This window comes from Flavihumibacter solisilvae (genome assembly GCF_000814475.1).
Taxonomy (GTDB): domain Bacteria; phylum Bacteroidota; class Bacteroidia; order Chitinophagales; family Chitinophagaceae; genus Flavihumibacter; species Flavihumibacter solisilvae.
This window is the reverse complement of record NZ_JSVC01000003.1, coordinates 45,574-70,032: the sequence shown is the minus strand read 5'-3', so window position 1 is coordinate 70,032 and position 24,459 is coordinate 45,574. Positions and strand designations below refer to the sequence as shown.

Below are 24,459 nucleotides of genomic sequence, written 5' to 3'. Positions count from 1 at the left end.
TTTTTTGGGTTATGCTCAGTAACCTAAATTTTGCGTGAGATTGGGATTTGCATCGATCTCTTTCTGTGGTATGGGTAGCAGCAGGTGTTTGGGCGCGAAATTCGACCTGCCGATGCCGTGCAGGAACTGCTGCGCGTACTGGCCATTGTCGTAACGGACCAGGTCAAACCAATGACTGCCTTCGAATGCCAGTTCAATCCTGCGCTCCTTCCTGATGGTCTTGCGCAGTTCGTCCTGGTTGCTGACAGCTACGGGTTGAAGCCCGGCCCTTACCCTTACTTTATTCAACGGTTCAATGGCCGGTTCCAGCTGGTTCAGCTCACAATAGGCTTCAGCTTCCATCAGCAATACATCGGCATACCGTAACACGGGCCAGTTGGCCGGGTTGGTATCGTAGTCGGGCGAAACGGATTTCTGAACCAGGAACTTGCGCACGTTATATCCTGTTGAAGAATAAGATGCCTGGTACTCTTTCCCGTCATAAGAAGGACAGCCGACATAGAGGATTGTTTTATCCTTGCGGTTATCATCGGCTTCGTACAGACCGGCGAACTCTGCGGTTGGCTGGTTCCAGCCATAACCACCGGCAACGAAATCTGCGTTGCGTGGACCGGTGAATGTGCTGACCCAGCTTGCCTGGTTTTCGTTATTCCAGAAACTGTAACTCGTTTTGCCCACGTACTGGATCTCGAACAGGCTTTCGGGTGAGTTCTTGGTAGACGGGTTGAAATTGTCTGAATAATCGAGGTTTAATCTATATCCCAGGCCATTTACCTGCTGGCAGTACTTTAATGTTTCTGCAAAGTTGCCCAGGCTTAAATACACTTTAGCAAGCATTCCTGCTGCGGCGCCTTTAGTGGCACGACCGATATCGGAGCCGGTATAGCTCGCGGGAAGCAACTCTATGGCTTGTTTAAGGTCATTGATCACCAGGTCAATTACTTCAGCACGGGACGTCCTTGACGGGCGCAGGTTGTCTTCTGCAGAAACGGGATCCGTGATCAGGGGCACATCGCCGAACAATTGTTCAAGGATGAAATAGTAATGGGCGCGAAGGAAGTAGGCTTCACCGAGGATTCGCTTCTTCTTTGTTTCATCCATTTCGATGGCCGGCACATTTTTCAGCACCAGGTTGCAGCGAAGGATGCCGGGTGAAGGTCCACGCCAGATATCCAGTGCTGCCGCGTTGTCGGTAGCGGTAACGAAATTGGCGATATCCTGGGTTTCGATACCGTCGGTGCCGCCACCGGCACCAACGAGGCTGTTACCTGCCCAAATGTCGGTGGTCCACATGCGCAGGTTGTATAATTTTGGCCACTGTAGTGGCTGGTAGGCTCCATTGATGGCAGCAACGGCATCAGCTTCCGTCTTGAAAAAGTTGGACGTATTGATGCTGTCGAGCGGGGCCTTCTCCAGGTATTTTGAACAGCTGCTTAGTGCCAGGATGAGCAGTGGAACAGCTATTGATTTCAATATTTTCATGATGAACTGAACTTCTTGGTTAAAAAATGAGGTTTACGCCTGCGCTCAATGTCCTGGTAACCGGGTACACATTCAGGTCAATTCCATTCACCCCTACTTCCGGGTCGAAGCCGGTGTAATTCGTGAACGTAAACAGGTTTTGTCCCGAGATATAAATGCGGGCAGTCTGCATTTTCAGCCTGCTGATCAGCGCTAACGGTAAACTATAGCCGAGTGTAATGTTTTTGATCTTCAGGTAACTGCCATCTTCCACGAAGCGGTCGGAAACCCGCGTGTTTTTATTGGGATCGTTAAACACAGCGCGGGGCAGTTCGGAATGGGACTTGTCGTTGGTCCACCGATTGAGTACCGCCGTTGTCTGGTTTTGCGCCACGGCCATTCCTTCCTGGTAAATGCGGTTTGCATTGAAGATATCGTTGCCCTGCACACCCTGGATGAAGATGGAGAGGTCGATTCCCTTGTACGCGAAAGTATTGTTCATGGCGAAGATGAAACGTGGACCTGGGTTGCCGATATAAGTGCGGTCCGCATCATCGATCTTTCCATCATTGTTGAGGTCGCGGAACCTGATGTCGCCCGCAGATGTACGGTTATAGGGATCATCTCCGGGAACCTGTACGGCATAACCGTTTACCTCATCCTGCGACTGGAAAATGCCATTCGTGACGAAGCCATAGAACGCACTAACGGGAAAGCCTGCACGCTGGATACTCAGGTTCTGGTTCAACCCGATGCTACCGGTGTAGAGCGGCACACTGTCGTTCAGGCTCAGCACCTGGTTTTTGTTGAAGGAAATATTGAAATTGGTATTCCATTCAAAAGCGCCCCTGGTGTTCTGGGTGGTAAGGGTAAGTTCGATGCCCTTGTTCTGCACTTTGCCGGCGTTGATGCTGGGTACCACGATATCGGAATAACCGGTTGAAATGGGCACGCTCATTGGCACAAGCATGTCGTTGGTATTCTTGATATAACCATCAACAGTGAGTTTGATCCTGTCGTTCAGCAGGGAGGCGTCGATACCGATATTGGTCTGTTCAACAGATTCCCAGCGCACACCGGGATTGGGAATAGCCAGCGGCACTACTGCATTTACGGTTTGCCCGTTGAAATTGTATTGAACGGTCTGCAGCACCGAAGCAAAGGAGTAGTTACCGATGTTCTGGTTACCGGTGATGCCATAACCGGCGCGAAGTTTCAGGTCGTTGATCCAGCCGACAGATTGCATGAAATTCTCGCCGGAGATCCGCCAGGCGGCAGATGCAGATGGGAACCAGCCCCAACGGTTGTCTTCACCGAACCGACTGCTGCCATCACGGCGAATGGTAGCCGTAAATAAGTATTTGTCGTCGAAGCCATAATTCGCCCTGCCGATGAAAGACAATAAAGCCCATTCACTTGCCGTACCACCTACCGTGGGCTGCGCAATACCGTTATTTATTTGCTGGGTAGAATTGCTGGCGAAATTCTGAATAGACCCGTTCATGTAATCGAAACGGTTGTTCTGGGCATTGGTACCGCCCAAAAGCGTTACACTATGTTTCTGGTTGAAGACCTTACTGTAAGTGAGGTAGTTGTCCCACATCAGCGTGATGCTTTTGTTGGATGCCTGGTACAGGTAGCTGTTTTCCTGTGGAATGGGTTGCCAGTTATATGCGGGTGCCCAGGTGCGGTTGTCCCAGAATTGCGCCTGGATACCCCCGGTTGTTTTCAGCTTCAGGTTTTTTGTAATGGAAAATTCCGCATACAGGCTACCAACAGTGTTATATCCACTGGTTTTATTTTCGGTGAGGGTTGCTGTGCCGATGGGATTCCTGATATCGCCATACCAGGATGATTTTCCTACCGGTCCGCTATAGCTGCCATCGGGGTTGTAGATGGGTTGCGTTGGCAGCGCAGCCATGGTGTTGCGGATATTGTAATCACCGCTTTTCTTGATATCGTGGCTAAGGGTGAGGTTGTTGCCGAACTTGAGCCAATCGAACACTTTTGATTCACTGTTGAACTGAACGGTGTAACGGCGATAACCGGTATGCAGTACGATGCCCTCCTGGTCGAGCAGGGTGGCCGACACGTAGTACGTAGATTTTGGACCGCCACCGGAATAAGCCAGCGAATAACTTTGGATGAGGGCGGGATTAAACAGCGCGCCCAGCCAATCGGTGCCTTTACCGAGTGAGAGCGGATCCGCATTGTCTGGATTCTGCTGCTGGCCGTTATTGCTCATCATTTCATTGTGCAGGCTGGCGAACTGGGATGCATCGAGCATGTCGACCATATTGGCAGCCTGTTGTTGTCCCACGAAACTTTTCAGTTCAAGATTGTTTTTGCCGCTGGAGCCACGTTTGGTGGTGATGATAACCACACCGTTAGCTCCGCGCGAGCCGTAGATGGCTGCAGCCGACGCATCCTTGAGTACTTCGACGGAGGCGATATCATCGGGGCTTAGGGTATTGAGTGGGATATCGGCGGGAACACCGTCGATCACCAGCAGGGGATCACTGTTGTTGATGGTTCCGACGCCGCGGATGCGGAAGGTAACATCACTTCCGGGTGCGCCACTGGTAAGTACCTGCACCCCGGCCGCGCGGCCCTGCAGTGCTTCACCGATGCCAGCCACGGGAAGCGATTTTAATTCTTTCGCATTCACGGAAGCAACGGCACCGGTCAGGTCTTTTTTCTTTGCGGTGCCATATCCCACCACTACTACATCCTGCAGTCCTTTTACTTTTTCTTTCAGGACGATACTGCCTGCCTGCAGGGAAGACAGTTCGATTGATTGGTAGCCGACGCTGGAGACCAGCAGGATGGCATCGTCAGCGACTTTGATCGTGAAGTTGCCGGATTCATCGGTCATGACGGAATTGTCCTTTCCTTTTTCTGAGACCGTGACATTACCGATGGGATCGCCTTTTTCATCCGTGACACGGCCCGTTATGAGTTTGTCCGGTCTTTCGGTAACGACTGCCTGGACTACAGGAGCAGCGGCGTTTTTGGACTGGAAGAGGACAATCTTGTTATCGATCAGTTCATAGCCGACCTGGTTTGGTTTTAAGAAGTTAGTGAGAAAATCAAGGATCGTTTTTCTATATGCGGAATAGGTGACCAGTTTATCACCGTTGATGGAATTGGGACTGAAGGAAAACATCACATGGGTTTGCTTTTGCACTTCTGCGATGACTTTCTTCAGGGGTTGACTTTCAGCATGCAGTGTGAATGTCTTCTGCAAAACGTCCTGGCTTTTAGCCTCGTTTGCATAAAGAGAATTCAGGAATATGAATGACAGGGCAAGATGCGCAATCGATATTCTCATAGCAAGCAGTATGGAAGCAACCAATCGTTGCTTTTTTTTCATATTTTTAAAATGTTTTTGGATCAATAAATAGTTGTCAAAAACAGCCTTTAGAGCCGGATGTGGTGCGAACACGTCTGGCTCTTTTTTATTCCAGGGGTGGCGAATTGTTGTTTTTCATATTATAAGTTTAGTTGCAGCCTGTTCCCCTCACGAGGATGCGGGTGCCGTTAATTTCATATGTTGAGTTGGTGGTCAGGCAGATTATGCGGAGCATAGTGAAGAGGTCCTGGTTCGACACATCACCGGTGAACACGCAGTTGTTGAGGTTGGCGGTTTCGACTAAGATCTCAATGCCGTAGGCGGTTTCGAGTTCGTGGAAGATGGTTTCCAGGCGCTCCTGGTCGTAGATGAATTTTTGCGGTAGCTGTTTGGTTTCGTGGTTGGTTTGCAGTGGTTGTGGTGCTTCAACCAGCGATGTTTCCAGCAGGCCTTTTTCAACCTGGTAAATTGCTTTCTGGTTGGGAGCGAGAATAACCGAGGCGGCTGTCCTTTGGTCTTTCAGGATTTTATCGTTCTCGGATACCTGCACTTTGCCGGTCACTACGGCAACTTCAATATTGCCGGTTTTGGCATTGGTATTGACCCGGAAACTGGTGCCCAGGACTTTGGTGACAAGGTTATTATAGTATACCAGGAAAGGCTTGCGTGGATTCTTTGCCACCTGGAAAAACGCTTCTCCTTCGAGGTAAACTTCGCGGGTGGAGTCATTGAAATTTCCCTGGAAATGGATGGTGCTTTGGGGCGCCAGGGTAATGACACTACCATCGGCCAGTGTAATAAGCCGGGGGTTGGTGGTGACATTTTTTTCAATGATCGCGTCTGGCGGTACCATGGCGAGCATACCGCTGTTGTTGTTCTGATTGCGGGTAAACAGGAAAATGGTTGAGATGATGAGGATGACCGAAGCTGCGGCTATCCAGCGCCAGGGTTTGTGCTTTTTAGTTTTGAGCGGCAGGATTTTGGCCGTTGACTTTTCTGCATTATGGATATTCCTGACAATTTCTTCAGCGATATGGGGGGGCAGGTCGCTGTTCACACCTTCCACCCCATTTACCAGGTGATTTTCGATTGACAGGTCGAGGATATTGTCGTACTCCTGGGTCGCCAGCAGTTCATAGAATTCGTTCTGCTCGGCTAGGGTGATCTTGCCGGATAAGTATTGTTCCAGTAAATATTTGAATCGGTCGGTCGTGTGCATAATAGTTTATACACGCGAGTGGATGGGTCGGAGTACAGTGATGGAAAAAATTATTTCAGGATGATGAACAGGGCGGCAGGAATGATGATGCCGTGTGCTGACAGGTACACTTTTATGGAGTCCAGCGCCCTGGACATATGCGTTTTGACCGTAAGCGGAGAAATGTTCAGTCTTTGGGCGATATCGTTATAGGTGAGCTGTTCCTGCCGGGCGAGGGTGAAAACTTTCTGCTGCTGGTCAGGCAGTTGCGCAATGGCAGCCTGCAAAAGTTCGTCGTACTGGGCTTCCTGGCAGATGGCTTCTGTATTGTTGATGGAGGTTTCGGCAATGAGTCCGAGGCCCTTCATTGCTTTCCACTCGTTTGCAATTTTACGCAGCCTGTTGAGCAGGTTGTTTTTGGTGACCTGGTAGAGCCAGGCTTCCACAGGTTGGTCTGTCTTCAGGTTCTTCCGGTTGAACCATAGTTTCAGGAATACGTCCTGCACTACTTCCTGCGCGAGGATCGGCGACTTGAGGTATCGAAGGGAGACCTGGTAAATGCGGCTGCGGTGGCGGTCATATATTAATTGGAATGCATATTCACTGTCATCAGCCAATAATGATAATAGCTGAGCCTCTTCGTACTTGTTGGCATCGTTGTGGAGCAATCGCAGTTAGTTGGTGACCTAAAATAAGGAAATAATTTTTATGGTGGGGATTGGAGATTTCACTTGGTCGCTACCAGCAGAAAATTCAGGTACATTTGACGATGAGTTATTGCGCAGCTATAGAAACAATGCAGCCGGAAGAAAGAAAATCGCTGCATAAAAACTACCACGACAAACTTTACGGCTTCCCGATTCACGATGACAATGAATTGTTTTGCCGCCTTGTGCTGGAAATTAACCAGGCAGGACTAAGCTGGGAAACCATCCTGAAGAAAGAAAAATCATTTCGCAAAGCTTATCACAACTTCAATATCAAAAAGGTGGCAGCCTATACCGAAGAAGACCGGGCACGGCTTTTAGCTGATGCCGGGATCATCCGCAACCGATTAAAAGTAAATGCCGCGATAGAAAACGCTAAAGCCATTCTTTCTTTGCAAAAGGAGTTTGGTTCTTTTGAAAAATGGCTGGAACACCATCACCCCAAAACAAAAGAAGAATGGGTTAAGTTGTTCAAAAAAACCTTCCGCTTTACAGGTGGCGAAATCGTAAACGAGTTTTTACAGAGTATTGGTTACTTACGTGGGGCTCATACTGAAAACTGCCCCGTCCACAAGGATGTTTTAAAACAAAAACCCATGTGGACGAAGCAATAAGAAGCTGACAAACTATTTCCGCTTCTTCCTGAAGCTGCCGGTCATGGGAATATTTGCTGTATTGGTCAGCGAGTCATACACCTGGCTGCTGAAAGTACCTTCCACAAACTCACCGGCCTGGCCATTCTTCGTAATATTCACAGTGCCATTTGCATTTGAAGAATAGTTGGCATCACCACCGGCTACAATTTTGAATTCCTTCAGTGGGGTAGTATAAGGCTGGCCGCCGGCTTTCGACAGGAAGAGCAGGCTGGCGCCTCCATATTCTGTAGACCGGTAGCCATTTAGGGTAATGTCGGTTTTAACATCAATAAACACCATGTCACCAGGCGAAAGGTATTCGAACTTCTTTGGCCCGATCTCAATCTTGAAAAACTCGGCCTGTTGCCCTTCACAAAGCTGCAGCACACCAAGGTCATTACTGCCAGGTTGGAGCCAGGCCCATTTTGTAACGTAGATGTCCTGCTCCGCATCATACAAAGTGATTTGTGCACTGTCGGGCTGGTTGTCGCAGCCCTGGAAGGTAATGTTCATCGGCTGACCGTTCAGTGCGAACCGATGGTTATCGTAACGGAACAAAACGTTCAGGTAACCATTGGTAATCGGTTGTTCGGCACAGTCAGTAACGGTAGTACTGATGGAATACCCCGTTGTGGCGCTGGCATCCAGCGTGATGGTACCCAGGTCGACGGGAGAAGTATATGGCCCCAGGTCCTGCATATGGCTATAGGTACCGCACCTGTCGTTAATCAGCAGTTGAAGTGCCTGGTTTACGGGGACCCATCCTTTTACCCTGCCCTCCGCATCTGAAAAACTGAATGCCTTGGTATAGTCAGATTTATTTTTGATCTCTACGTACAGGTTCGCCTGGGGCTGTCCTGCCGGGCTTTTAATCACAAATTCGATCTCGGTGAAATCTATCGGCGAAGTGGCACCCCAGAAAGAGAAATGGCTTACCTGGCCAATGTATTCGGATCCGGATTTGGTTGCGCTGCCTTCTTCCCGCCACAGTCCCTTTTCCTCGTCGAAGGACCAGAGCTGAATGTTTGCCGGGGCACTGGCGTTCAGCGCTGCGGGAATGGGAAAGTGCATGTCGACCTTTTTGCCCGGGGCTACCTGCAGCAGTTCGCCTGATTCGCCGCGCATCTGGATGGCCATTATGCCGAATGATTTCAGGGCACGCATGTCGTTGCCGGTTGAGATGCCTTTCATGTCGCCGGGCATCCTGCTGGTGAAGCCTTCGGACGTTGGGTCAATGAAGGACTGGCTCAGTTCTACCCTGCCGGTATATGCGCTGCCATCAGCCTGGCGGACAATGGCGTTGGCAGGGAAGTTTGCACTGCCGCCATTGGGGAAAGAAACCGTACCGCCGGTAGCTGCCGCGAATTCTGCGGATTTGGTTGTGGGAATGAGTTCTACCTGGATATAATGTGCGCCGTCTTCCTGCGCCATAATGGTACGGGAGCCCGGGAAGTACCCTTGCATCTGCACTTTGATATATGCTGCGTCTGCTGCGACAGTTACATTTTCGAGACTGAAGTAACCATTATAGTCTGTGTTGACAGTGCTGTTCCCGGCGGTGACCCGTGCACCTTCTACAGGTTCCTGGCGTTCGTTGAAGACACGGCCGGAAATGCTGGCGGTCACTTTTTCTGATGTCGGATCTGTTGGGTTGAGCGGGAAGCCGGGGCGGTAATCTTTCTGGCAGGCGATATATGCGAATACGGGAAATAAAAGCAGGAATGCCCAGGAAAGGGTGCTTTTTCTCATAGTGCTAAGGTTGTGGTACAAAAGAAATAAGAATTCGGTAGGAATGCAAGAGCACCCCCTTACCGGTGATAATTAAATTCCTGTTAATGTCATTTTTAGTGACATGACTGAACCATATGCAGGGGACAAGCATTAATAATTCCATGGAAATTGGAATAGACAGCTTCGCATCAGCGATGTATGGAAACAAGACATTGAGCAGCGTGGATGCCATGGAACAATTGATGGACCGGATCGTACATGCCGACGAGGTTGGCCTGGATGTATTCGGGATCGGAGAACATCACAAGAAGGCATTCCTCGACTCTTCCACCGCTGTAATACTGGCCGCTGTTGCCGGCCGTACAAAACGAATACGACTGACGAGTGCCGTGAGTGTGCTCAGCACTGCCGACCCGGTGCGTGTATACCAGGATTTTGCCACGCTTGACCTGGTTTCCAAAGGGCGGGCAGAAATGGTGGTGGGTCGTGGTTCATCCATTGAAGCATACCCGCTGTTCGGTTTTAACCTCGACGACTATGACGCGCTTTTTAAGGAGAAGCTGGAACTGTTACTGAAGATCCGGGACAACGAGTTTGTGACCTGGTCAGGGAAGTTTCGCCCGGCTTTAAACAATCTGCCCGTTTACCCGCGGGCGCTGCAAAGTAAATTGCCCGTTTGGCTGGGAGTGGGTGGTACGCCGGAATCATTTGTGCGTGCCGGCCGTTTGGGATTGCCATTAATGGTGGCAATCATCGGGGGAAATACTGCGCGGTTCCGCCCACTGATCGATATGTACAGGGAGGCCGGCGCTAAGGCAGGCTTTTCGCCTGCGGAATTGAAAGTGGGGTTGCACTCACCTGGTTTTGTTGCTTCGACTGATGAGAAGGCCATTGAAGAATACTACCCTGGCTATGCGGAATTGTGGACGAAGCTTGGACGTGAACGGGGATGGCCACCGGTAACAAGAAGTCATTTTGATTCACAGGCAGGTCCGCAGGGCGTGCTGGTAGTAGGTGGACCGGAGCGCGTGGCCGAGAAATTACTGCGGCATAGTGAAGCGCTGGGTGGAATTGACCGGTTTACGTTCCAGATGGATAACGCCGGACTGAGTCATCAGCAACTGATGAGTTCGATTGAATTGATCGGGAAAAAGGTGATGCCTTTGGTATCCGGCTCGTAAATTACTGTATGGAAAGAATTGAGATAAGACGGGTAACGGTGCAGGACGTTGACCTTTTGCAGCACGTCAGCAGGCAGACGTTCTACGAAACCTTTTCGGCGCAGAATACGGAAGAGAACATGAAGAAGTTCCTGGAAGAATGGTATGCTACCGGTAAGTTGACTGCTGAACTGAATGACCCCGATTCTGAATTCTATTTCGCGATGCTCGGCGACCAGGTGATTGGCTATCTGAAGCTGAACTTCGGGCAGTCACAAACAGAACTGAAAGACAGCAGGGCGCTGGAGATTGAAAGGATCTATGTGTTGAATGAGTTCCAGGGTCAAAAGGTGGGACAATTGTTTTATGAATATGCCCTGCAGGTTGCAAGGGATAAAGATGTCGATTATGTGTGGCTCGGTGTGTGGGAAGAGAACCAGCGGGCGATTGGGTTTTATAAGAAAAATGGTTTCGTTGAATTTGATAAACACATTTTCCGTTTGGGCGATGATGACCAGACGGATATTATGATGAAGCTGCAACTCAAGGGGTAAGGCTAAGCACTTTCTCATAAGCCTTCCGGGGACTGCCGCGGAACCAGACCTCGCCGCAGTACGTGTAACCAAGGTCTTCCAGAACTTTCAGCATGCGTGGGTTGTCAAAATTGGTATCCGCTTTTACACTGTTGATACCGTTTTCCAGAGCGAACTGTTCAATAAAACTCATCATCTTTTTGGCAAGGCCTTTGCCGATGTGGGCTTCGGATACGGCTACGCGGTGAACCACTACAAAATCACCATTGGTCAGCCATTCCCCATCGATCTTAGCATATGCTGGCTCGTCGTTGATCAGCAGGGCGCAATAACCTATCACTTCGTTATCGCCGGTTAGCACAAATCCATAACCATTGTCGAGATCCTTCTTTACTACCTCGGGGTTAGGATATCCGTCCTGCCATTGCTGGCTGCCTTCGGCTTTACGGCGGAGGATAGCCTGTTGAAGGATTTCCCAGATGTGGGTTGCGTCATCGGCCACGGCTTTGCGAAAACTGTAATTCATCGGCGCAAGATACTTCAGTTGCTGATCAGGAGAAAGACCCGGCACCCCCAAATAAATACAGTCATTTACTCCTTTTTCCAGGACAATTAATTACTGAGATTCAAACTGGCTTAAAGATCAGGGAATAAAAATATTTTGCAATTAACCTATAGGTTGATTTTATGAAAATTGTTTCTATCTTCGCAGAGAAGCTATTTTCCTTCTGTTATACACCGGAGGACAAGGATGAATTAACCAGGGTGTTAGATTTATGGAACGACCCAGAGTACTTACATAAGTTCCTGATTGAGAATATTGAAGACCTGCAAATTGACCAGGATCTTCCGAAAATATTGGACCAGATTCTAATAGCAGTACAGGAAACAGAAGATGCTATTATCAGAATTTGTGAAGATCCCGAAAAGTCGTTGGACCAGTTTTTCGTGCCCTTGCGCAATTATGAATATGACCCTAAAGTTCTCTCGCTGCGTAAACGAAGGGCATATTGCTTACGGCTTTACGCGCTTCGAATTGACACCAACTGTTTCGTCATAACCGGGGGAACTATCAAATTAACGCACCTTATGTCTGACCGAAACCATACACAAAGAGAGCTGGTAAAATTGGAGCAAGCCAGAAGCTATTTACAGTCGAATGGAATTTTTGATGCTGATTCATTTTTTGAATTTTTAATTGAAGAAGGCTATGACAACTAAAGAAAAATTCCTCCAGTTGGTTTCAAAAGAAAAAACAAACACTTTTGAAAGCATTAAGGAAAGACAGGAGCGGAGAAAATTCATTAAGATGTCACAGTTGATTGCTTTTGACATCCTGGCCAGGTTGGATGAACTTGGCTGGACGCAAAAACGTCTTGCCGAAGAAATGAACGTTACACCGCAGCTGGTAAACAAATGGATTAAAGGAAACGAAAATTTCACCCTTGAAACCTTAGTAAACCTAGAAACCGCACTTGGGAAACCGCTTGTAGTGAGACCAGGTAAAGTAGAAAAAACAACTTCAAATTTACCCCGTGGTAAGAAGAAACTGTAGGCATGGGTTTTATGTTAAAGAGAATTAGGATTTTTTGGAGGTTACCAATTGATGGACGGACGTATCAATGGGAAACCAACCGTTATGAAATATATTGCCTGCCTGCTGTGCTTCGTTACAGTTCTTTTCATCCAGGGATGTTATAATAATTCAGGGGAATACAAAGGCGAACTCGCCGCGATAAGTGATTCCGTTTCGGTTACCGGCTTGTCCGGCGACTCAGTGAAACTTGTTCGCAAAGCTTCAATCCAATTCAAGGTACGTGATGTGGAGAAAAGTGCGAGATCGGTATCCGAAATTGCCAGGAATATGGGCGGGATGATCTTCGATCAGCAGCTGGAAGCCGTGGAGACGGGAAGGAAAGAACTAAGACTCGGCAATGATTCACTCCTTGTTTTTACTACCCTAAGGCCCGGGGTAAACATCACAGCACGAATTCCATCAGAACACCTGGAAACCTTCCTGAACAATATTGCTGACCTGGGCTATTTCACCAGCAACAGCAGTTTGCATATCGATGACAGGAGTCTTGCATACCTTCAGAATAACCTGAAAGAAAAGGCGCGGAAAGAAGTTTTATCACGTGCTTCGAAGCAGGTAAAAAAGTATGAGCAAAATTATTATTCAGTGTTACTGAATGATGAAGCGATTGACCAGCAGATCGGCAATCGCTATATAGATGCAGACGTAAGGTACAGCACAGTTGACATGTTTGTCTTCCAGAATGATGTGGTGCGACAGGAAGTCGTGGCCAACTACAACATTGACCGGTATAATTTACCTGTCGGAACCCGACTGCTGAATGCATTCAATAATGGATGGCATTACTTTATCGAATTTGTAATTGCCCTCGCGCACCTGTGGATGTTCATCGTGTTTTTGACAGGAACTATAATTGCTTACAGGTATAGGAATCGGTTAAAATGCGCAATCTTTGCGCGCAAACTATAAAGCATGACAGAATTCTGGGAATCGAACTTTGCTGAAAAGAAAGAAATGTGGGGTTTTGAACCGGCGCAGTCTGCTATCCTGGCGAAAGATCTCTTTGTTGAAAAATCTATAAAGAATATTCTGATTCCCGGCATTGGTTACGGGCGGAATGCACAGGTATTCCGGGAATCAGGAATTGCGGTGACCGGGATTGAAATTTCAAATACAGCCATTGAAATGGCGGCAAAACATTATGGCCCGGACATGGTCATTCACCACGGTTCCGTGACGGACATGCCGTTCGATGAGCGGATGTATGATGGCGTATTTTGTTATGCACTGATACACCTGCTGGACAACAACGAACGAAAGAAACTTGTCCGCGATTGCTACAATCAATTGGCCGAGGGCGGTAACATGGTATTCACGATGATCTCAAAAAAAGCTCACACTTATGGACAGGGAAAAATGATAAGCAAAGACCGGTATGAGATCTTCGACGGCGTTAAGATGTTCTTCTATGACGAGGAGTCGATCAGGGAAGAGTTTGGTGAAGCAGGATTGGCTGAGATCAAAGAGGTCAACGAGAAATTCCCCTTCTATTTTATCACCTGCCGGAAGAATACGGTCACGTAATTTCAATGCATGCGCAATTTAGATTCACTGGTCGATGTCAATGGTGACCGGTTGTACATACGGTTTGTTGAAAAGGATCAGGCTCAACCCACGATCGTATTCCTGCATGATTCGTTGGGCTGTGTGGCGTTGTGGCGCGACTTCCCGTTTATGCTCGCGGAAGCAACGAACTGCAACCTGCTGGTTTATGACAGGAAAGGTTATGGCAGTTCGGATCCGTTTTCCCCCATTAAACGAACCAACAAATACCTGGAAGATGAAGCGGATACGTTGAACAGCCTGTTGGCGCAATTGGAGATTTCATCCGCTATTTTGTTTGGCCATAGCGATGGTGGTTCCATTGCATTGATCGCGGCAGCAAAATACCCGGAGCGGGTCAAAGCATTGGTTTCGGAAGCAGCCCACATTTTCGTTCAACAGGAAACCCTTGATGGAATTGAAGCAGCTGTGAAGAGCTATGAAGAAACTGACCTGGAAAGCCGTCTTGCAAAATATCACGGCGAAAAAACGGACGCAATATTTCATGCATGGACGGACACCTGGCTTAGTGAAGCATTCAGGAGCTGGGATATCACGGGCTTTTTACCGGGGGTGGTTTGTCCTGCCCTTATTATCCAGGGCGACAAGGATGAATTCGGAACCCTTCAACAGGTGGAAGGAATTGCGAGACGGGTGGGCGGGCGCGCAGAGGTGGTAATCATGCCTGGCATTGGTCATACACCGCACAAGGAAGCGTCAGCAGAAACCGCGGAGCTGGTCCAACGATTTATTACAACTCTGTAGATAGTTTCGGTAAATTTATCTTCAGGCTCCTGCCCTATCAACACTTTTCCTGCCCGCTTCAACAGGTTTACCATGAGATACAAATTAGAGCAACCGGTTCACGCCGGGATAACAACGAAAAAATACCAGTGCACCATCGAATGGCGCAACGGGAAGTTTATTGCGGACGAACCGCCATCAGTTGGCGGTGAAGATTCGGGGCCTGATCCTTATACGCTGTTGCTATCTTCCCTTTCATCGTGCAAGCTGATTACGTTGCGGATGTATATTGACAGGAAGGGTTGGGAAATTGATCAGATCGCGATCAGTTCAAACCTGTACCACGAAACGAAAGACGGATCGTTGACGACAGTCATCGACTGCGATATTCTTTTCCTGAGCCCGGTAAGCGCGGAACAGAAAACGAAGTTGTTGGAGATCGCAAAGAAATGCCCGATTTCAAAGATCGTGCAGGGTGAGGTGAAAGTGCGGGTATTCGTCTTCCGGGACGAGGAGACGAAGACGATCAACTATGCGAACGAAGAGATCACTGTGGTATGGAAGCCGGAATTGTGCCAGCATTCCACCCGTTGCTGGACGCAGTTGCCGACGGTATTTAAACCTTCAGAGCGCAAGTGGATCGATCCCAATGGAGCGCCGGCAGACAGGATTAAAGAGCAGGTGCACAGGTGCCCTTCGGGCGCGCTTGGTTTCCTATACAATGGTGAACTGAACCCGGGAGAAACAGGGCAGGCTACATAGCCAACTGGTCTCACTTTATTTTCATTCCCGGTACCAATGGAATCGTCTCAACGAGTTCGAGTGACTTGACCATATCCTTCGTACCATTTTTATATTTCAGGAAGTGGGTTGTCTGGAGGTGCTGTTTATATGCTTCGGCGTTGGCATAGATCTCCAGGATCGTAATGTGCGTGGGTCTTTCTTTTTCAGCAACCGCAAACAAGGTGAGGACGCCTGGCTCAAGCCTGACAGAGGTTTCAACTCCTTCTTTCAGGAATTCGTTATAACGCTGCAGTTGTGCAGAGTCGATCACCAGCTTTGCAAGCCGCACAATCTGTTTGTTCTGCTCCTGGGCGGAAAGACTGTTGCCTAAGATTATTGCAAAAAATGCAAAAAGTAGATTTTTCATGCCGGTAAATTTCGGACAAACATTACATACATTGTCAGGACAACCTAGCCACTCCGACTTCACCGCCCGAATGAATTATCAGGATTTCAGGTGATTATTTTCCCGGAGCCAGGATTCTACATTTTTTACGAGTGGACCAGCTTCGATTACTGCCTGTTTTAAGATCGAGGTAGATACGCCCCATTTTTCAGACCAATAGCGGATTTCATGCTCCTGGCTACCGCTGATCCGAATGTCGTCCCGTTTACCTGTATTTGATAGATCGTCGCTCATACTCTTTCCATTTTTAAGTTATCATTCTTCCAAAATATGATCAAAAAGAATACCAGCGAAGCCTTTCAGGCTGTAGAGACTTTAATCCAATTCGTCCGAAAAGCTTTTGCATAAAACGCCAAATAAATCATCACATCCAGTGGTGGCTGAAGTGATTGCCTGGTGTCTTTTCCATACCAGCTAAACTCACCGAAAATGAACAAAATATCCTTTGCATTTGCACTGGCGGTGTTACTGTCAGCTTGCGGAGAAAATTCGCAGCACGCAGAGCCCCTGGCGCAGATCCCTAAAACTGAAATCCAGTCAGTAATAGCGGACAGTTCAAAGGATTTGGTCACGGTGAATGCCGATAATTTCGTCCGCGCGGAAACGGACATGTACTTTTCCACTGCAGTGAAGGACGCCGGCGGTACCGGCAAATTCTTCCATCGCCACGAGCTGATGTCGATAGACAACCAGTCAGTGATCAGGGCAAATCGCGATGTATTATATTCTTCAGGCGTTTTTGATCTTGATGCATCCCCGGTTACTATCACACTGCCTGATCCCGGCAAAAGATTCATGTCGATGATGATCATCGATGAAGACCATTATGCTAAAACCGTATATGCACCAGGCACTTTCACTTTCAATAAAGGCAAAGTGGGAACGCGATATGTGATGTTTGCACTTCGCACTTTCATTGATCCGAATGACGAAAAAGACCTGGCGCGCGTGAAGGCATTACAGGATGCTGTTAAAATTGACCAGGAAAACAAAGGGAGTTTTGAAATTCCAAACTGGGATCAGGTGAGTCAGAAACGGATTCACGACTCCCTGATAGAGGCAAGCAAGAAATTTACAGACACGCGGGAAATGTTCGGTACAAAGCAGGAGGTGGATTCCGAACGCCACATGATTGGTACTGCCACTGGCTGGGGCGGAAATGCGGAAAAAGATGCGTTGTACATCAGCTCGATTCCATCTGAGAATAATGGCACCGTTTATAGCCTCAAAGTAAAGAAGGTACCGGTAAATGGGTTTTGGTCTGTGAGCGTGTACAATAAGGAAGGCTATTTCCAGAAGAACGACCTGAATGCCTATTCTCTCAATAATGTTACTGCGAAAATGGATGCCGACAGTTCGGTGACCATCCAGTTCGGTGGTTGCGATGGCAGGATACCGAATTGTATACCCATAATGCCAGGCTGGAATTATTGGGTGCGGCTTTATCGTCCGCGGAAGGAGATCCTTGATGGCAGCTGGAAATTTCCTGATGCCCAGCCCTTAAAATAACCATGGCGGACGGGTGACCCTGAAAAAATATGCTGATGGCTTGATTGTTGCCGGCAGATCTCCTGATGGTACACTATATTTGGAGACTCTAAAACAATTGACTATCAGCAATGGATAAAGTACGTCTAATAATGATCAGTGCGGCAGTCGTGGTACTGGCTGCCTGTGATTCAAGTGCACAGCAATCAAATTCTGTAGAAACGAAGAAGCCCAATGCCGATTATAAGCCTGCGTTCGCAGGTCAGACGCGGATTGGAGCGGTTAAGACTGAGACCCCTTACGAAGGGAAAGTGATCACCTCTTCGCTGAAGCGCCCCTGGGGTATTACAGCGATGCCTGACGGCAGGTTCCTTGTTACCGAGAAAGATGGTGCGATGAAGATCGTAACTGCTTCCGGTGAAGTGGGAGAAGCAATCAACGGCGTGCCAAAGGTGGCCAGTGGTGGACAGGGCGGATTGCTGGGGATCACGCTCGCCCCGGATTTCAAAAGCAGCAGGATGGTATACTGGGCTTTCTCCGAGCCCCGCCCGGGCGGCACCCTTACTTCCGTTGCCAAAGGGAAGTTGTCTGCCGATGAAAAAAGCCTCGAAAACGTTGTGGTAATTTACCGCGCAACTCCTGAATACAAAGGAACGCTGCACTACGGTGGCCGCGTATTGTTTGCAAAAGACGGAACGCTGTTTTTGTCGACCGGCGAACGCTCTGATATCGAAACGCGTCCACAGGCCCAGGACCTTAAATCGGGGCTTGGCAAGATCATTCGCATAACTGTTGATGGTAAGCCGGCGCAGGGAAATCCCTTCGTAGGAATAGCCGGCCCAAGACCGGAACTCTATTCTTACGGTCACAGGAATGTGCAGGGGATTGCGATCAATCCTGCAACCGGCGATTTGTGGGATGCGGAATTCGGACCACGTGGTGGCGATGAAGTGAACCGTGTAGAGCCGGGCAAGAATTATGGCTGGCCGACAATTACATATGGAATTGAGTATAGCGGCGACAAAGTCGGTAGTGCGATCCAGCAGAAAGAAGGCATGGAACAGCCGGTGTATTACTGGGACCCGGTGATTTCGCCCAGCGGTATTACCTTCTATAGCGGTGACGCGATTCCTGAATGGAAGAATAACCTATTCATTTCTGCATTGAGTGGAATGCACATTTGCAGGTTGGTGATCGAGAATAATAAGGTGACCGGTGAAGAGAGACTGTTGCCAGGTGAGAACCAGCGTTTCAGGGATATTACGCAGGGAACTGATGGTGCGTTGTATGCCATTACAGACCAGGGTAAACTGTATCGTATCGGAAAGAAATAACTCTATGAAAAAGACAATAATATTAGGCTTGATTGGTGCTGCTTCAGTTATGCTTGTGAGTTTTATGCAGGCAGGAACCCTGAAGGAAAGCGTGGAACGCGGGAAGACTGTTTACGAATCAACTTGTATGTCGTGCCATATGACGGAAGGTGAAGGATTGGAGGGTGCTTTCCCTCCCCTTGCCGGTACAGGCAGGCTTGGCGATAAAGCGCGGCTGGTGAAGATCATTTATAACGGGCTGAGTGGTCCGATCAAAGTGAAAGGAAAAGAATTCAATATGGAGATGACTCCATTGCCTCACCTGAGCGACCAGGAGGCAGCTGATGTATTGAATTACGTTCGCAATTCCTGGGGGAATAAAGGGGCTGAGATCAAGCCTGCCGAGATTGCGAAGTTGAAGAAATAATTAAGTGCAGGTCGGCCGCGGAGTGAATTGCTTCGTGGCCGGCTTTACGTTTTGAACTAAACCCTGTGAAAAGATTCTTACTTGAATTCTTTGGCTTCTTCTCATTGTCACTTTTGGTTGAATATGCTGTTAAGGGAAACCTTACAATTGACTCCATTATAAAGCACAGCGTGCTTAGTTTATTATGGTCGCTTTGGTCAAAAATAATTTTCCGGTTCCCGGCAAAAGCAAAGCAGAACGAAAATACGCCTGCGGGGCGCGAAGGTAACGGGGCAACTAACTGATTGACCTGATGAATTTAGCAGGCACACCGCCCACGATGGTATTGTCTTCCACATCTTTTGAAACGACGGCTCCCGCGGCAACGATGGCATTTTCACCGATCGTAACGCCAGGCAGGATCGAAACGCCCGCACCGATCCAGGCATTTCGCCGGATAAGGATCGGCTTTGCAAAAAGTGCTTTCCGGTTGGCCGGATCCAGCGGGTGATTTTCTGTAACAAGAGTCACGCGTGGACCTATCATCACATCGTCTTCAATAGTAATGCCGCCCATGTCGAGACAGCTGCAGGCATGGTTGATAAAGACGTTTTTACCAATGCTGATGAAGCGCCCAAAATTGGTGTGAAAAGGGGGAAAAACTGTTGTACTGGGATCGATCCGGGCACCGATTATCCCGCTTAATTTTTCTCTCACCTCATCAACATCTGTAGACGCATTTAATGCCGCCGACAACCTGATTGTGCGCGTAACGACCTCCTGCACTTTTGAATATTCGGGATCATCGAGGCGGAATAATTCACCTGCCTTCATCCTATCGAAGATGTCCATTTCATTTTTTGTATTGTTGATCCGTTACCTTTTCCATCCAATCCACGACCTTTCCATCTAACTGTTCCTGGATCGCGATGTGTGTCATAGCAACGGATGGAGAAGCACCATGCCAATGTTTTTCGTTTGCGGCGAACCAGACTAAGTCTCCGGGATGAATTTCTTCAACCGGTCCGCCTTCCTTTTGAACCCATCCAAGGCCGGCGGTCACGATCAGTGTTTGGCCCAGTGGGTGGGTATGCCAGGCGGTACGGGCACCTGGTTCAAACGTGACAGTTGCAGCCGCAGCACGACGGTGTTCATTCGGCTGGAATAAAGGATCAACGCGGACAGAACCGGTGAACCAGTCATCGGGACCTTTGGCAGATGGTTGAGACCCTGTTCTTGTTATTTCCATCCTATTATTTTTTCAATGAAGCCATGTCGATCACAAACCGGTATTTCACATCGCCTTTCAACAGCCGATCGTAGGCTTCATTAATTTGCTGGATGCCGATCATTTCGATATCGGAAACGATGTTGTGCCTGCCGCAGAAATCAAGCATTTCCTGGGTTTCAGGAATACCCCCGATCATGGAACCAGCAAAACTTCTTCGCATCGGGATCAGGCTGAACGCCGCAACCGGAAGCGGATGTTCAGGCGCGCCAACTAAGGCGAGGGAACCATCGACACGTAAGAGGTTTAAGTATTCGTTGATGTCGTGTTTCGCAGAAACAGCGTCGAGGACAAAGTGAAGCTTGCCTGCATAGCGATTCATCTGGTCCGGGTCCTTAGATAGTACGACATCGTCAGCACCCAGGCGTTTTGCATCTTCTACTTTTGATGTGGATGTCGTGAATACAATCACTTCAGCACCCATAGCTTTTGCCAGTTTCACACCCATATGTCCCAGTCCACCAAGTCCCACAATTCCCACTTTTTTACCTGCGCCTACATTCCAGTGTTTGAGTGGCGAATAGGTGGTAATGCCGGCACAAAGCAACGGGGCAGTTGCGGCGAGATCAAGATTTTCAGGTACGCGCAGCACAAAGTCTTCGTGCACTACCACGCTTTCAGAATAGCCGCCATAGGTCTGGGTACCAAGGTGTTTATCAGGCGAGTTATAGGTTTGAATATTTCCCTGCTCGCAATACTGTTCCAATCCTTCCTTACAATACTGGCATTCGCGACAGCTGTCAACCATGCAACCTACAGCGGCAGAGTCGCCGACTTTGAATTTCTTAACGTGACTGCCGACATTTACAATCCTGCCAACGATCTCATGTCCGGGTACGCAGGGATAAATCGTACCATGCCATTCATTTCTTGCCGTATGGAGGTCTGAGTGACAGACTCCGCAATAAAGGATTTCGATTTCTACATCATGAGGAGTAGGCGTTCTCCGCTGGATGTTCATTTGTCCGAGGTCGGCATCCGCTGCCTGGGTGCCGAAAGCCTTAACTTCTTTTGTCTTTATCCTGGTTGCGCCTTCGGCTGTGGTTCTAACTGCTTCCATATAAGATTTGTTTATGGCTGGTCTTCGAAAACAACTGTTGCACTGCCTGCACCTAATGCAGTCGACAGACCACCCGGGTCATTAATTTTTCCAATTTTTGTGTAGCTGTATGAAGTAGAAAAAGTCTCGTAAAAAAGTACCAGTGTATTTGATCCCCAAAGCATTAAATCTCCCGCAATGATTGTGCCCGGCCTTGCAGCTTTCGCAGGTAAATCTTTCGGCAGTTCAAAATACTTCTCGTTGCCGTTAAGTTCCGTCATCTTAAGTGTAAGGGGTAGCAGTTCCCTGAATGCGTTTGCAGTGGCGCTATTCTCCAGGGTTGCTGAGAATTTACGTTTATTGACCGTAATAATAAACTCCTTGTTCACCTTGCCGGTTTTTTCATTTCTGCTTACCTGGCCTCCCACTAGCAATGGAAAAATAAAGAAAATGGTAGTGAGGAATTTCATAAGCCAGATCTTATTTTAAATTTTGGGCAAAGAATGAGGTCATCTTATCAAATGGAATGATATTGACCTTATCATATAAGTCAACATGAACTGCATTTGGAATAATAGCCAACTCCTTCTGTCCGCTGGCCATTTTATAGATGTCTTCGGTGAAATACCGGGAATGTGCTTTTTCACCCGCAATTAAAAGAATGGGGCGCGGGGCAATTTCTTTGATGTAGGTCAACAACGGCATGTTCATAAAAGATAAGGCATTTGTTGCTGTCCATGCTCCATTGGAGTTGGGTGAATTTTTATGGAAGCCTCTTGGAGTACGATAGTAGTTAAAATAATCAACCACAAACTGAGGTTCGTTGCCTGCCAGCTTTTCAGGTAGGATACGGGGTCCGGGAGCAGTGGTTCCTGCATCAGCATCTTTCCACCGTTGGTCACCCATTTGTTCAAGCATCTTTGTACGTTCCTCCGTCGTCAGTTTATCGTAATAACCTTTTGCCATCACCCGTGACATATCATACATACTGGTGGTAGCAACCGCCGTCACCCGTTTGTCGATGGCAGCAGCGTTCAAAGCCATGCCGCCAAAGCCGCAAATGCCAATGATTCCTATCCGGTTACGGTCGACAGAAGGTTGTATTCCCAGGAAATCCACAGCTGCGCTGAAGTCCTCGGTGTTAATGTCCGGAGAAGCTACATTTCTTGGTTCGCCACTGCTTTCACCGGTATAAGATGGGTCAAAGGCAAGCGTAATAAAACCACGTTCTGCCATCGCGTTCGCATACAGGCCGGAAGATTGTTCTTTTACCGCACCAAAGGGACCACTGATCGCGAGGGCGGCCAAAGGTTCGCTGCCGCGATTTTTCGGAAGATATAAATCACCCGTTAATTTAATTCCATACCGGTTTTTGAAAGTTACCTTTTGCCTTGTCACTTTTTCACTCAACGGGAAAGTATAGTGACCCGGATCTCCTGTTCGTGCAAAAGCCTGTCCGAATAACAGGACTGATACAATTGCCAATACTGTTGTCTTTTTCATGAGACAAAGGTATCCCTGCTACTACCCGGTGAAATAATGACAATCAAACCAATAATTAAGAATTTCAAACTTCCAGCCGCCGATGTGATTTGGGGTTGGTGCCGGTCATTCGCTTGAAGTAATTGTTAAAGTAGGTCGGATATTCAAAACCAAGGGCATAGGCAATATCAGCAATGTTCCAGTCGGTATGTTGCAGCAGGGACCTGGCTTCACTGATGATGCGTTCGCTGATATGCGCGGTGGTCGGCTTTCCGGTCACCTCTTTCACTGCACGATTCAGGTAATTGACGTGCACATTCAGATGGTTTGCATAATCCTGTGCCGTTTTAAGCTGAAGGGAACGTTCAGTGCTTTCTACCGGAAACTGTCTTTCTAAAAGTTCAAAGAATACGGCGGTAAGGCGGGAAGCTGCATTCTTAGGCTGGTCAACGTGTTCAGTAGGTTGCAGCTTCAAAGCCTCATGAATGATGAGGTTAATATAGTTGCGGATAAGGTCATCCTTATAGGCGTAATCACTCTGCTGTTCTTCGATCATTTTTTGAAAAATGGTATTCAGAAAATGACGTTGTGGTTCCGTAATCTTTAAGATGGGAGTGCCACCAATTTTGAACAAAGGTGACTGCTGCAAGCTCCCGCCGCGCTCAGCAGCATTGAAAAAGTCTTCGGAAAAAAGTACAGTATAACCTATATAGGTGGTTGAAATGGTTTCCCAGGAGTAGGGAATATGAGGATTACCGAAAAACAAAACAGTGCCTTCCTGTTCAAAACTTCGGTCGGCATAATGGATTATGCTTTTCCCTGTTGTAAGGCAGATTTTATAGAAGTCTTTACGGCTGTAAATGCGGGTTGCATTACTGTCTGCCTCAATCTGGTACACATTGAAACCTTTCAGCTTTAGTTCGCTGTTGAATTCGGAAACCTGCCTTGCACGTTTATTGGGCATTAAACAAAGTTAAGAAAATCAAAACAGGGGAATTTGTTAAATGCCGATCTCTGTATATTAGCGAATGAGTATCGGGGAACTTATCAACAACATTTATCCACTTGCAGAAACCTCAAAGTTGATGCTGGAAAATTATGTGACAGAAGTACAGCTTTCCAAAGGACATATCCTTTTCCGGGCAGACAGGATCGAGACAAGCATCTACTTTATTAAAAAAGGCCTGGTGCGAGCTTATGCAGAATCAGAAGACCGGGAAATCACTTTCTGGTTTGGCAAAGAAGGTGATACAGCTATTTCCATGAAAAGTTATGTGGAGAACCAGAAGAGCTACGAGAACATCGAGCTGCTGGAAGACTGTGAGTTTTATGAAATAAAATCCCGTGATCTGCAGGGCCTGTTTTCCAGTGACATTGAAATAGCTAACTGGGGACGTAGGCTTGCGGAGGGCGAACTGATCAAAACGGAAGAACGACTTATTTCCCAACTCTTTCAGACGGCTTCGCAACGATATGAAGGCTTGCTGAATGAGCATCCCGACTTATTGCAAAGAGTGTCATTAGGTTACATCGCATCTTACCTGGGCGTTACGCAGGCCAGCCTGAGCAGGATCAGGTCAGGACTTAAATAAGC

The 24,459-nt window shown here is 48.0% G+C and carries 28 protein-coding genes; 14 read left to right on the top strand and 14 right to left on the bottom strand.

Annotated features, from left to right (window positions below; genetic code table 11):
* Positions 1-15: 15 nt before the first annotated feature.
* The 4 genes from OI18_RS03385 to OI18_RS03370 form a co-directional block, all read right to left on the bottom strand.
* Positions 16-1,482: a RagB/SusD family nutrient uptake outer membrane protein gene (locus OI18_RS03385; RefSeq protein WP_152616711.1), complete on the bottom strand. Its 1,467-nt coding sequence runs from the start codon at positions 1,480-1,482 to the stop codon at positions 16-18.
* Between the two features lie 19 nt (positions 1,483-1,501).
* On the bottom strand, positions 1,502-4,792 hold the full coding sequence (locus tag OI18_RS03380) for a SusC/RagA family TonB-linked outer membrane protein (protein ID WP_052272834.1): 3,291 nt from the start codon (positions 4,790-4,792) through the stop codon (positions 1,502-1,504).
* Positions 4,793-4,961: 169 nt separating this feature from the next.
* Complete coding sequence (locus OI18_RS03375) at positions 4,962-6,032, bottom strand: FecR family protein (protein ID WP_039137252.1); 1,071 nt, start codon at positions 6,030-6,032, stop codon at positions 4,962-4,964.
* Positions 6,033-6,082: 50 nt separating this feature from the next.
* Positions 6,083-6,679: an RNA polymerase sigma factor gene (locus tag OI18_RS03370; protein WP_039137249.1), complete on the bottom strand. Its 597-nt coding sequence runs from the start codon at positions 6,677-6,679 to the stop codon at positions 6,083-6,085.
* 101 nt (positions 6,680-6,780) lie between these two features.
* Here OI18_RS03370 and OI18_RS03365 point away from each other — a divergent pair, with 101 nt between their 5' ends.
* On the top strand, positions 6,781-7,332 hold the full coding sequence (locus tag OI18_RS03365; RefSeq protein WP_039137247.1) for a DNA-3-methyladenine glycosylase I: 552 nt from the start codon (positions 6,781-6,783) through the stop codon (positions 7,330-7,332).
* Between the two features lie 12 nt (positions 7,333-7,344).
* Here OI18_RS03365 and OI18_RS03360 read toward each other — a convergent pair whose 3' ends face one another.
* Positions 7,345-9,102 (bottom strand): carboxypeptidase-like regulatory domain-containing protein, encoded by a 1,758-nt coding sequence (locus tag OI18_RS03360; RefSeq protein ID WP_039137246.1) that lies wholly within the window; start codon positions 9,100-9,102, stop codon positions 7,345-7,347.
* A gap of 143 nt (positions 9,103-9,245) precedes the next feature.
* On the opposite strand from OI18_RS03360, the gene OI18_RS03355 reads away from it, so the two are divergent.
* Entirely contained in the window at positions 9,246-10,265 is a 1,020-nt protein-coding gene (locus OI18_RS03355; protein ID WP_039137330.1) for an LLM class flavin-dependent oxidoreductase, read from the top strand.
* Positions 10,266-10,273: 8 nt separating this feature from the next.
* Positions 10,274-10,798 (top strand): GNAT family N-acetyltransferase, encoded by a 525-nt coding sequence (locus tag OI18_RS03350; RefSeq protein WP_039137245.1) that lies wholly within the window; start codon positions 10,274-10,276, stop codon positions 10,796-10,798.
* On the opposite strand, the gene OI18_RS03345 is transcribed toward OI18_RS03350, so the two are convergent.
* Entirely contained in the window at positions 10,788-11,303 is a 516-nt protein-coding gene (locus OI18_RS03345; RefSeq protein ID WP_039137329.1) for a GNAT family N-acetyltransferase, read from the bottom strand. The two genes, OI18_RS03350 and OI18_RS03345, sit on opposite strands and share 11 nt — an antisense overlap.
* A 161-nt stretch (positions 11,304-11,464) precedes the next feature.
* Here OI18_RS03345 and OI18_RS03340 point away from each other — a divergent pair, with 161 nt between their 5' ends.
* The 6 genes from OI18_RS03340 (at position 11,465) to OI18_RS03315 (ending at position 15,422) form a co-directional block, all read left to right on the top strand.
* Positions 11,465-11,998 carry a hypothetical protein gene (locus tag OI18_RS03340; protein WP_039137242.1) on the top strand — a complete coding sequence of 178 codons (534 nt, stop codon included), beginning with the start codon at positions 11,465-11,467 and terminating at the stop codon, positions 11,996-11,998.
* Positions 11,988-12,332, top strand: a complete 345-nt coding sequence (locus OI18_RS03335; protein WP_039137240.1) for a helix-turn-helix transcriptional regulator — start codon at positions 11,988-11,990, stop codon at positions 12,330-12,332. The genes OI18_RS03340 and OI18_RS03335 overlap by 11 nt, the downstream gene beginning before the upstream one ends.
* A gap of 84 nt (positions 12,333-12,416) precedes the next feature.
* The gene (locus tag OI18_RS03330; protein ID WP_160290185.1) at positions 12,417-13,283 is read left to right on the top strand and encodes a DUF4349 domain-containing protein; all 867 of its coding nucleotides are present in this window, start codon (positions 12,417-12,419) and stop codon (positions 13,281-13,283) included.
* Between the two features lie 3 nt (positions 13,284-13,286).
* Positions 13,287-13,898, top strand: a complete 612-nt coding sequence (locus OI18_RS03325) for a class I SAM-dependent methyltransferase (protein WP_039137235.1) — start codon at positions 13,287-13,289, stop codon at positions 13,896-13,898.
* Between the two features lie 9 nt (positions 13,899-13,907).
* The gene (locus OI18_RS03320; RefSeq protein ID WP_039137232.1) at positions 13,908-14,681 is read left to right on the top strand and encodes an alpha/beta fold hydrolase; all 774 of its coding nucleotides are present in this window, start codon (positions 13,908-13,910) and stop codon (positions 14,679-14,681) included.
* Between the two features lie 72 nt (positions 14,682-14,753).
* Positions 14,754-15,422, top strand: coding sequence for a (4Fe-4S)-binding protein (locus OI18_RS03315; protein ID WP_039137230.1), 669 nt, complete (start codon positions 14,754-14,756; stop codon positions 15,420-15,422).
* 10 nt (positions 15,423-15,432) lie between these two features.
* Here OI18_RS03315 and OI18_RS03310 read toward each other — a convergent pair whose 3' ends face one another.
* Positions 15,433-15,810, bottom strand: coding sequence for a putative quinol monooxygenase (locus OI18_RS03310; protein WP_039137228.1), 378 nt, complete (start codon positions 15,808-15,810; stop codon positions 15,433-15,435).
* Positions 15,811-15,888: 78 nt separating this feature from the next.
* On the bottom strand, positions 15,889-16,083 hold the full coding sequence (locus OI18_RS03305) for a DUF3606 domain-containing protein (protein ID WP_039137225.1): 195 nt from the start codon (positions 16,081-16,083) through the stop codon (positions 15,889-15,891).
* A 195-nt stretch (positions 16,084-16,278) separates the two neighbouring features.
* Here OI18_RS03305 and OI18_RS03300 point away from each other — a divergent pair, with 195 nt between their 5' ends.
* The 4 genes from OI18_RS03300 to OI18_RS24495 all read left to right on the top strand — a co-directional run bounded on the left by OI18_RS03300 (position 16,279) and on the right by OI18_RS24495 (position 19,361).
* The gene (locus tag OI18_RS03300) at positions 16,279-17,358 is read left to right on the top strand and encodes a DUF1254 domain-containing protein (protein ID WP_039137222.1); all 1,080 of its coding nucleotides are present in this window, start codon (positions 16,279-16,281) and stop codon (positions 17,356-17,358) included.
* A 110-nt stretch (positions 17,359-17,468) separates the two neighbouring features.
* Positions 17,469-18,671, top strand: coding sequence for a PQQ-dependent sugar dehydrogenase (locus tag OI18_RS03295; RefSeq protein ID WP_039137219.1), 1,203 nt, complete (start codon positions 17,469-17,471; stop codon positions 18,669-18,671).
* Between the two features lie 4 nt (positions 18,672-18,675).
* Positions 18,676-19,077 carry a c-type cytochrome gene (locus OI18_RS03290; RefSeq protein ID WP_039137216.1) on the top strand — a complete coding sequence of 134 codons (402 nt, stop codon included), beginning with the start codon at positions 18,676-18,678 and terminating at the stop codon, positions 19,075-19,077.
* Positions 19,078-19,142: 65 nt separating this feature from the next.
* Positions 19,143-19,361 carry a hypothetical protein gene (locus OI18_RS24495; RefSeq protein ID WP_152616710.1) on the top strand — a complete coding sequence of 73 codons (219 nt, stop codon included), beginning with the start codon at positions 19,143-19,145 and terminating at the stop codon, positions 19,359-19,361.
* Here the strand turns inward: OI18_RS24495 and OI18_RS03285 are convergent.
* From OI18_RS03285 to OI18_RS03260, 6 genes are all read right to left on the bottom strand, one after another.
* Positions 19,354-19,908 (bottom strand): sugar O-acetyltransferase, encoded by a 555-nt coding sequence (locus tag OI18_RS03285; protein WP_039137213.1) that lies wholly within the window; start codon positions 19,906-19,908, stop codon positions 19,354-19,356. The genes OI18_RS24495 and OI18_RS03285 overlap by 8 nt on opposite strands.
* A gap of 1 nt (position 19,909) precedes the next feature.
* Positions 19,910-20,305, bottom strand: coding sequence for a (R)-mandelonitrile lyase (locus OI18_RS03280; protein ID WP_039137209.1), 396 nt, complete (start codon positions 20,303-20,305; stop codon positions 19,910-19,912).
* A gap of 4 nt (positions 20,306-20,309) precedes the next feature.
* On the bottom strand, positions 20,310-21,404 hold the full coding sequence (locus tag OI18_RS03275) for an NAD(P)-dependent alcohol dehydrogenase (RefSeq protein WP_205409975.1): 1,095 nt from the start codon (positions 21,402-21,404) through the stop codon (positions 20,310-20,312).
* Between the two features lie 11 nt (positions 21,405-21,415).
* Positions 21,416-21,853, bottom strand: a complete 438-nt coding sequence (locus OI18_RS03270) for a cyclophilin-like fold protein (RefSeq protein WP_039137205.1) — start codon at positions 21,851-21,853, stop codon at positions 21,416-21,418.
* Positions 21,854-21,863: 10 nt separating this feature from the next.
* Positions 21,864-22,886, bottom strand: coding sequence for an alpha/beta hydrolase (locus OI18_RS03265; protein WP_039137201.1), 1,023 nt, complete (start codon positions 22,884-22,886; stop codon positions 21,864-21,866).
* 64 nt (positions 22,887-22,950) lie between these two features.
* Positions 22,951-23,829, bottom strand: coding sequence for a helix-turn-helix domain-containing protein (locus OI18_RS03260; RefSeq protein ID WP_039137198.1), 879 nt, complete (start codon positions 23,827-23,829; stop codon positions 22,951-22,953).
* A 64-nt stretch (positions 23,830-23,893) separates the two neighbouring features.
* On the opposite strand from OI18_RS03260, the gene OI18_RS03255 reads away from it, so the two are divergent.
* On the top strand, positions 23,894-24,457 hold the full coding sequence (locus OI18_RS03255) for a Crp/Fnr family transcriptional regulator (RefSeq protein ID WP_039137196.1): 564 nt from the start codon (positions 23,894-23,896) through the stop codon (positions 24,455-24,457).
* Positions 24,458-24,459 lie beyond the last annotated feature (2 nt).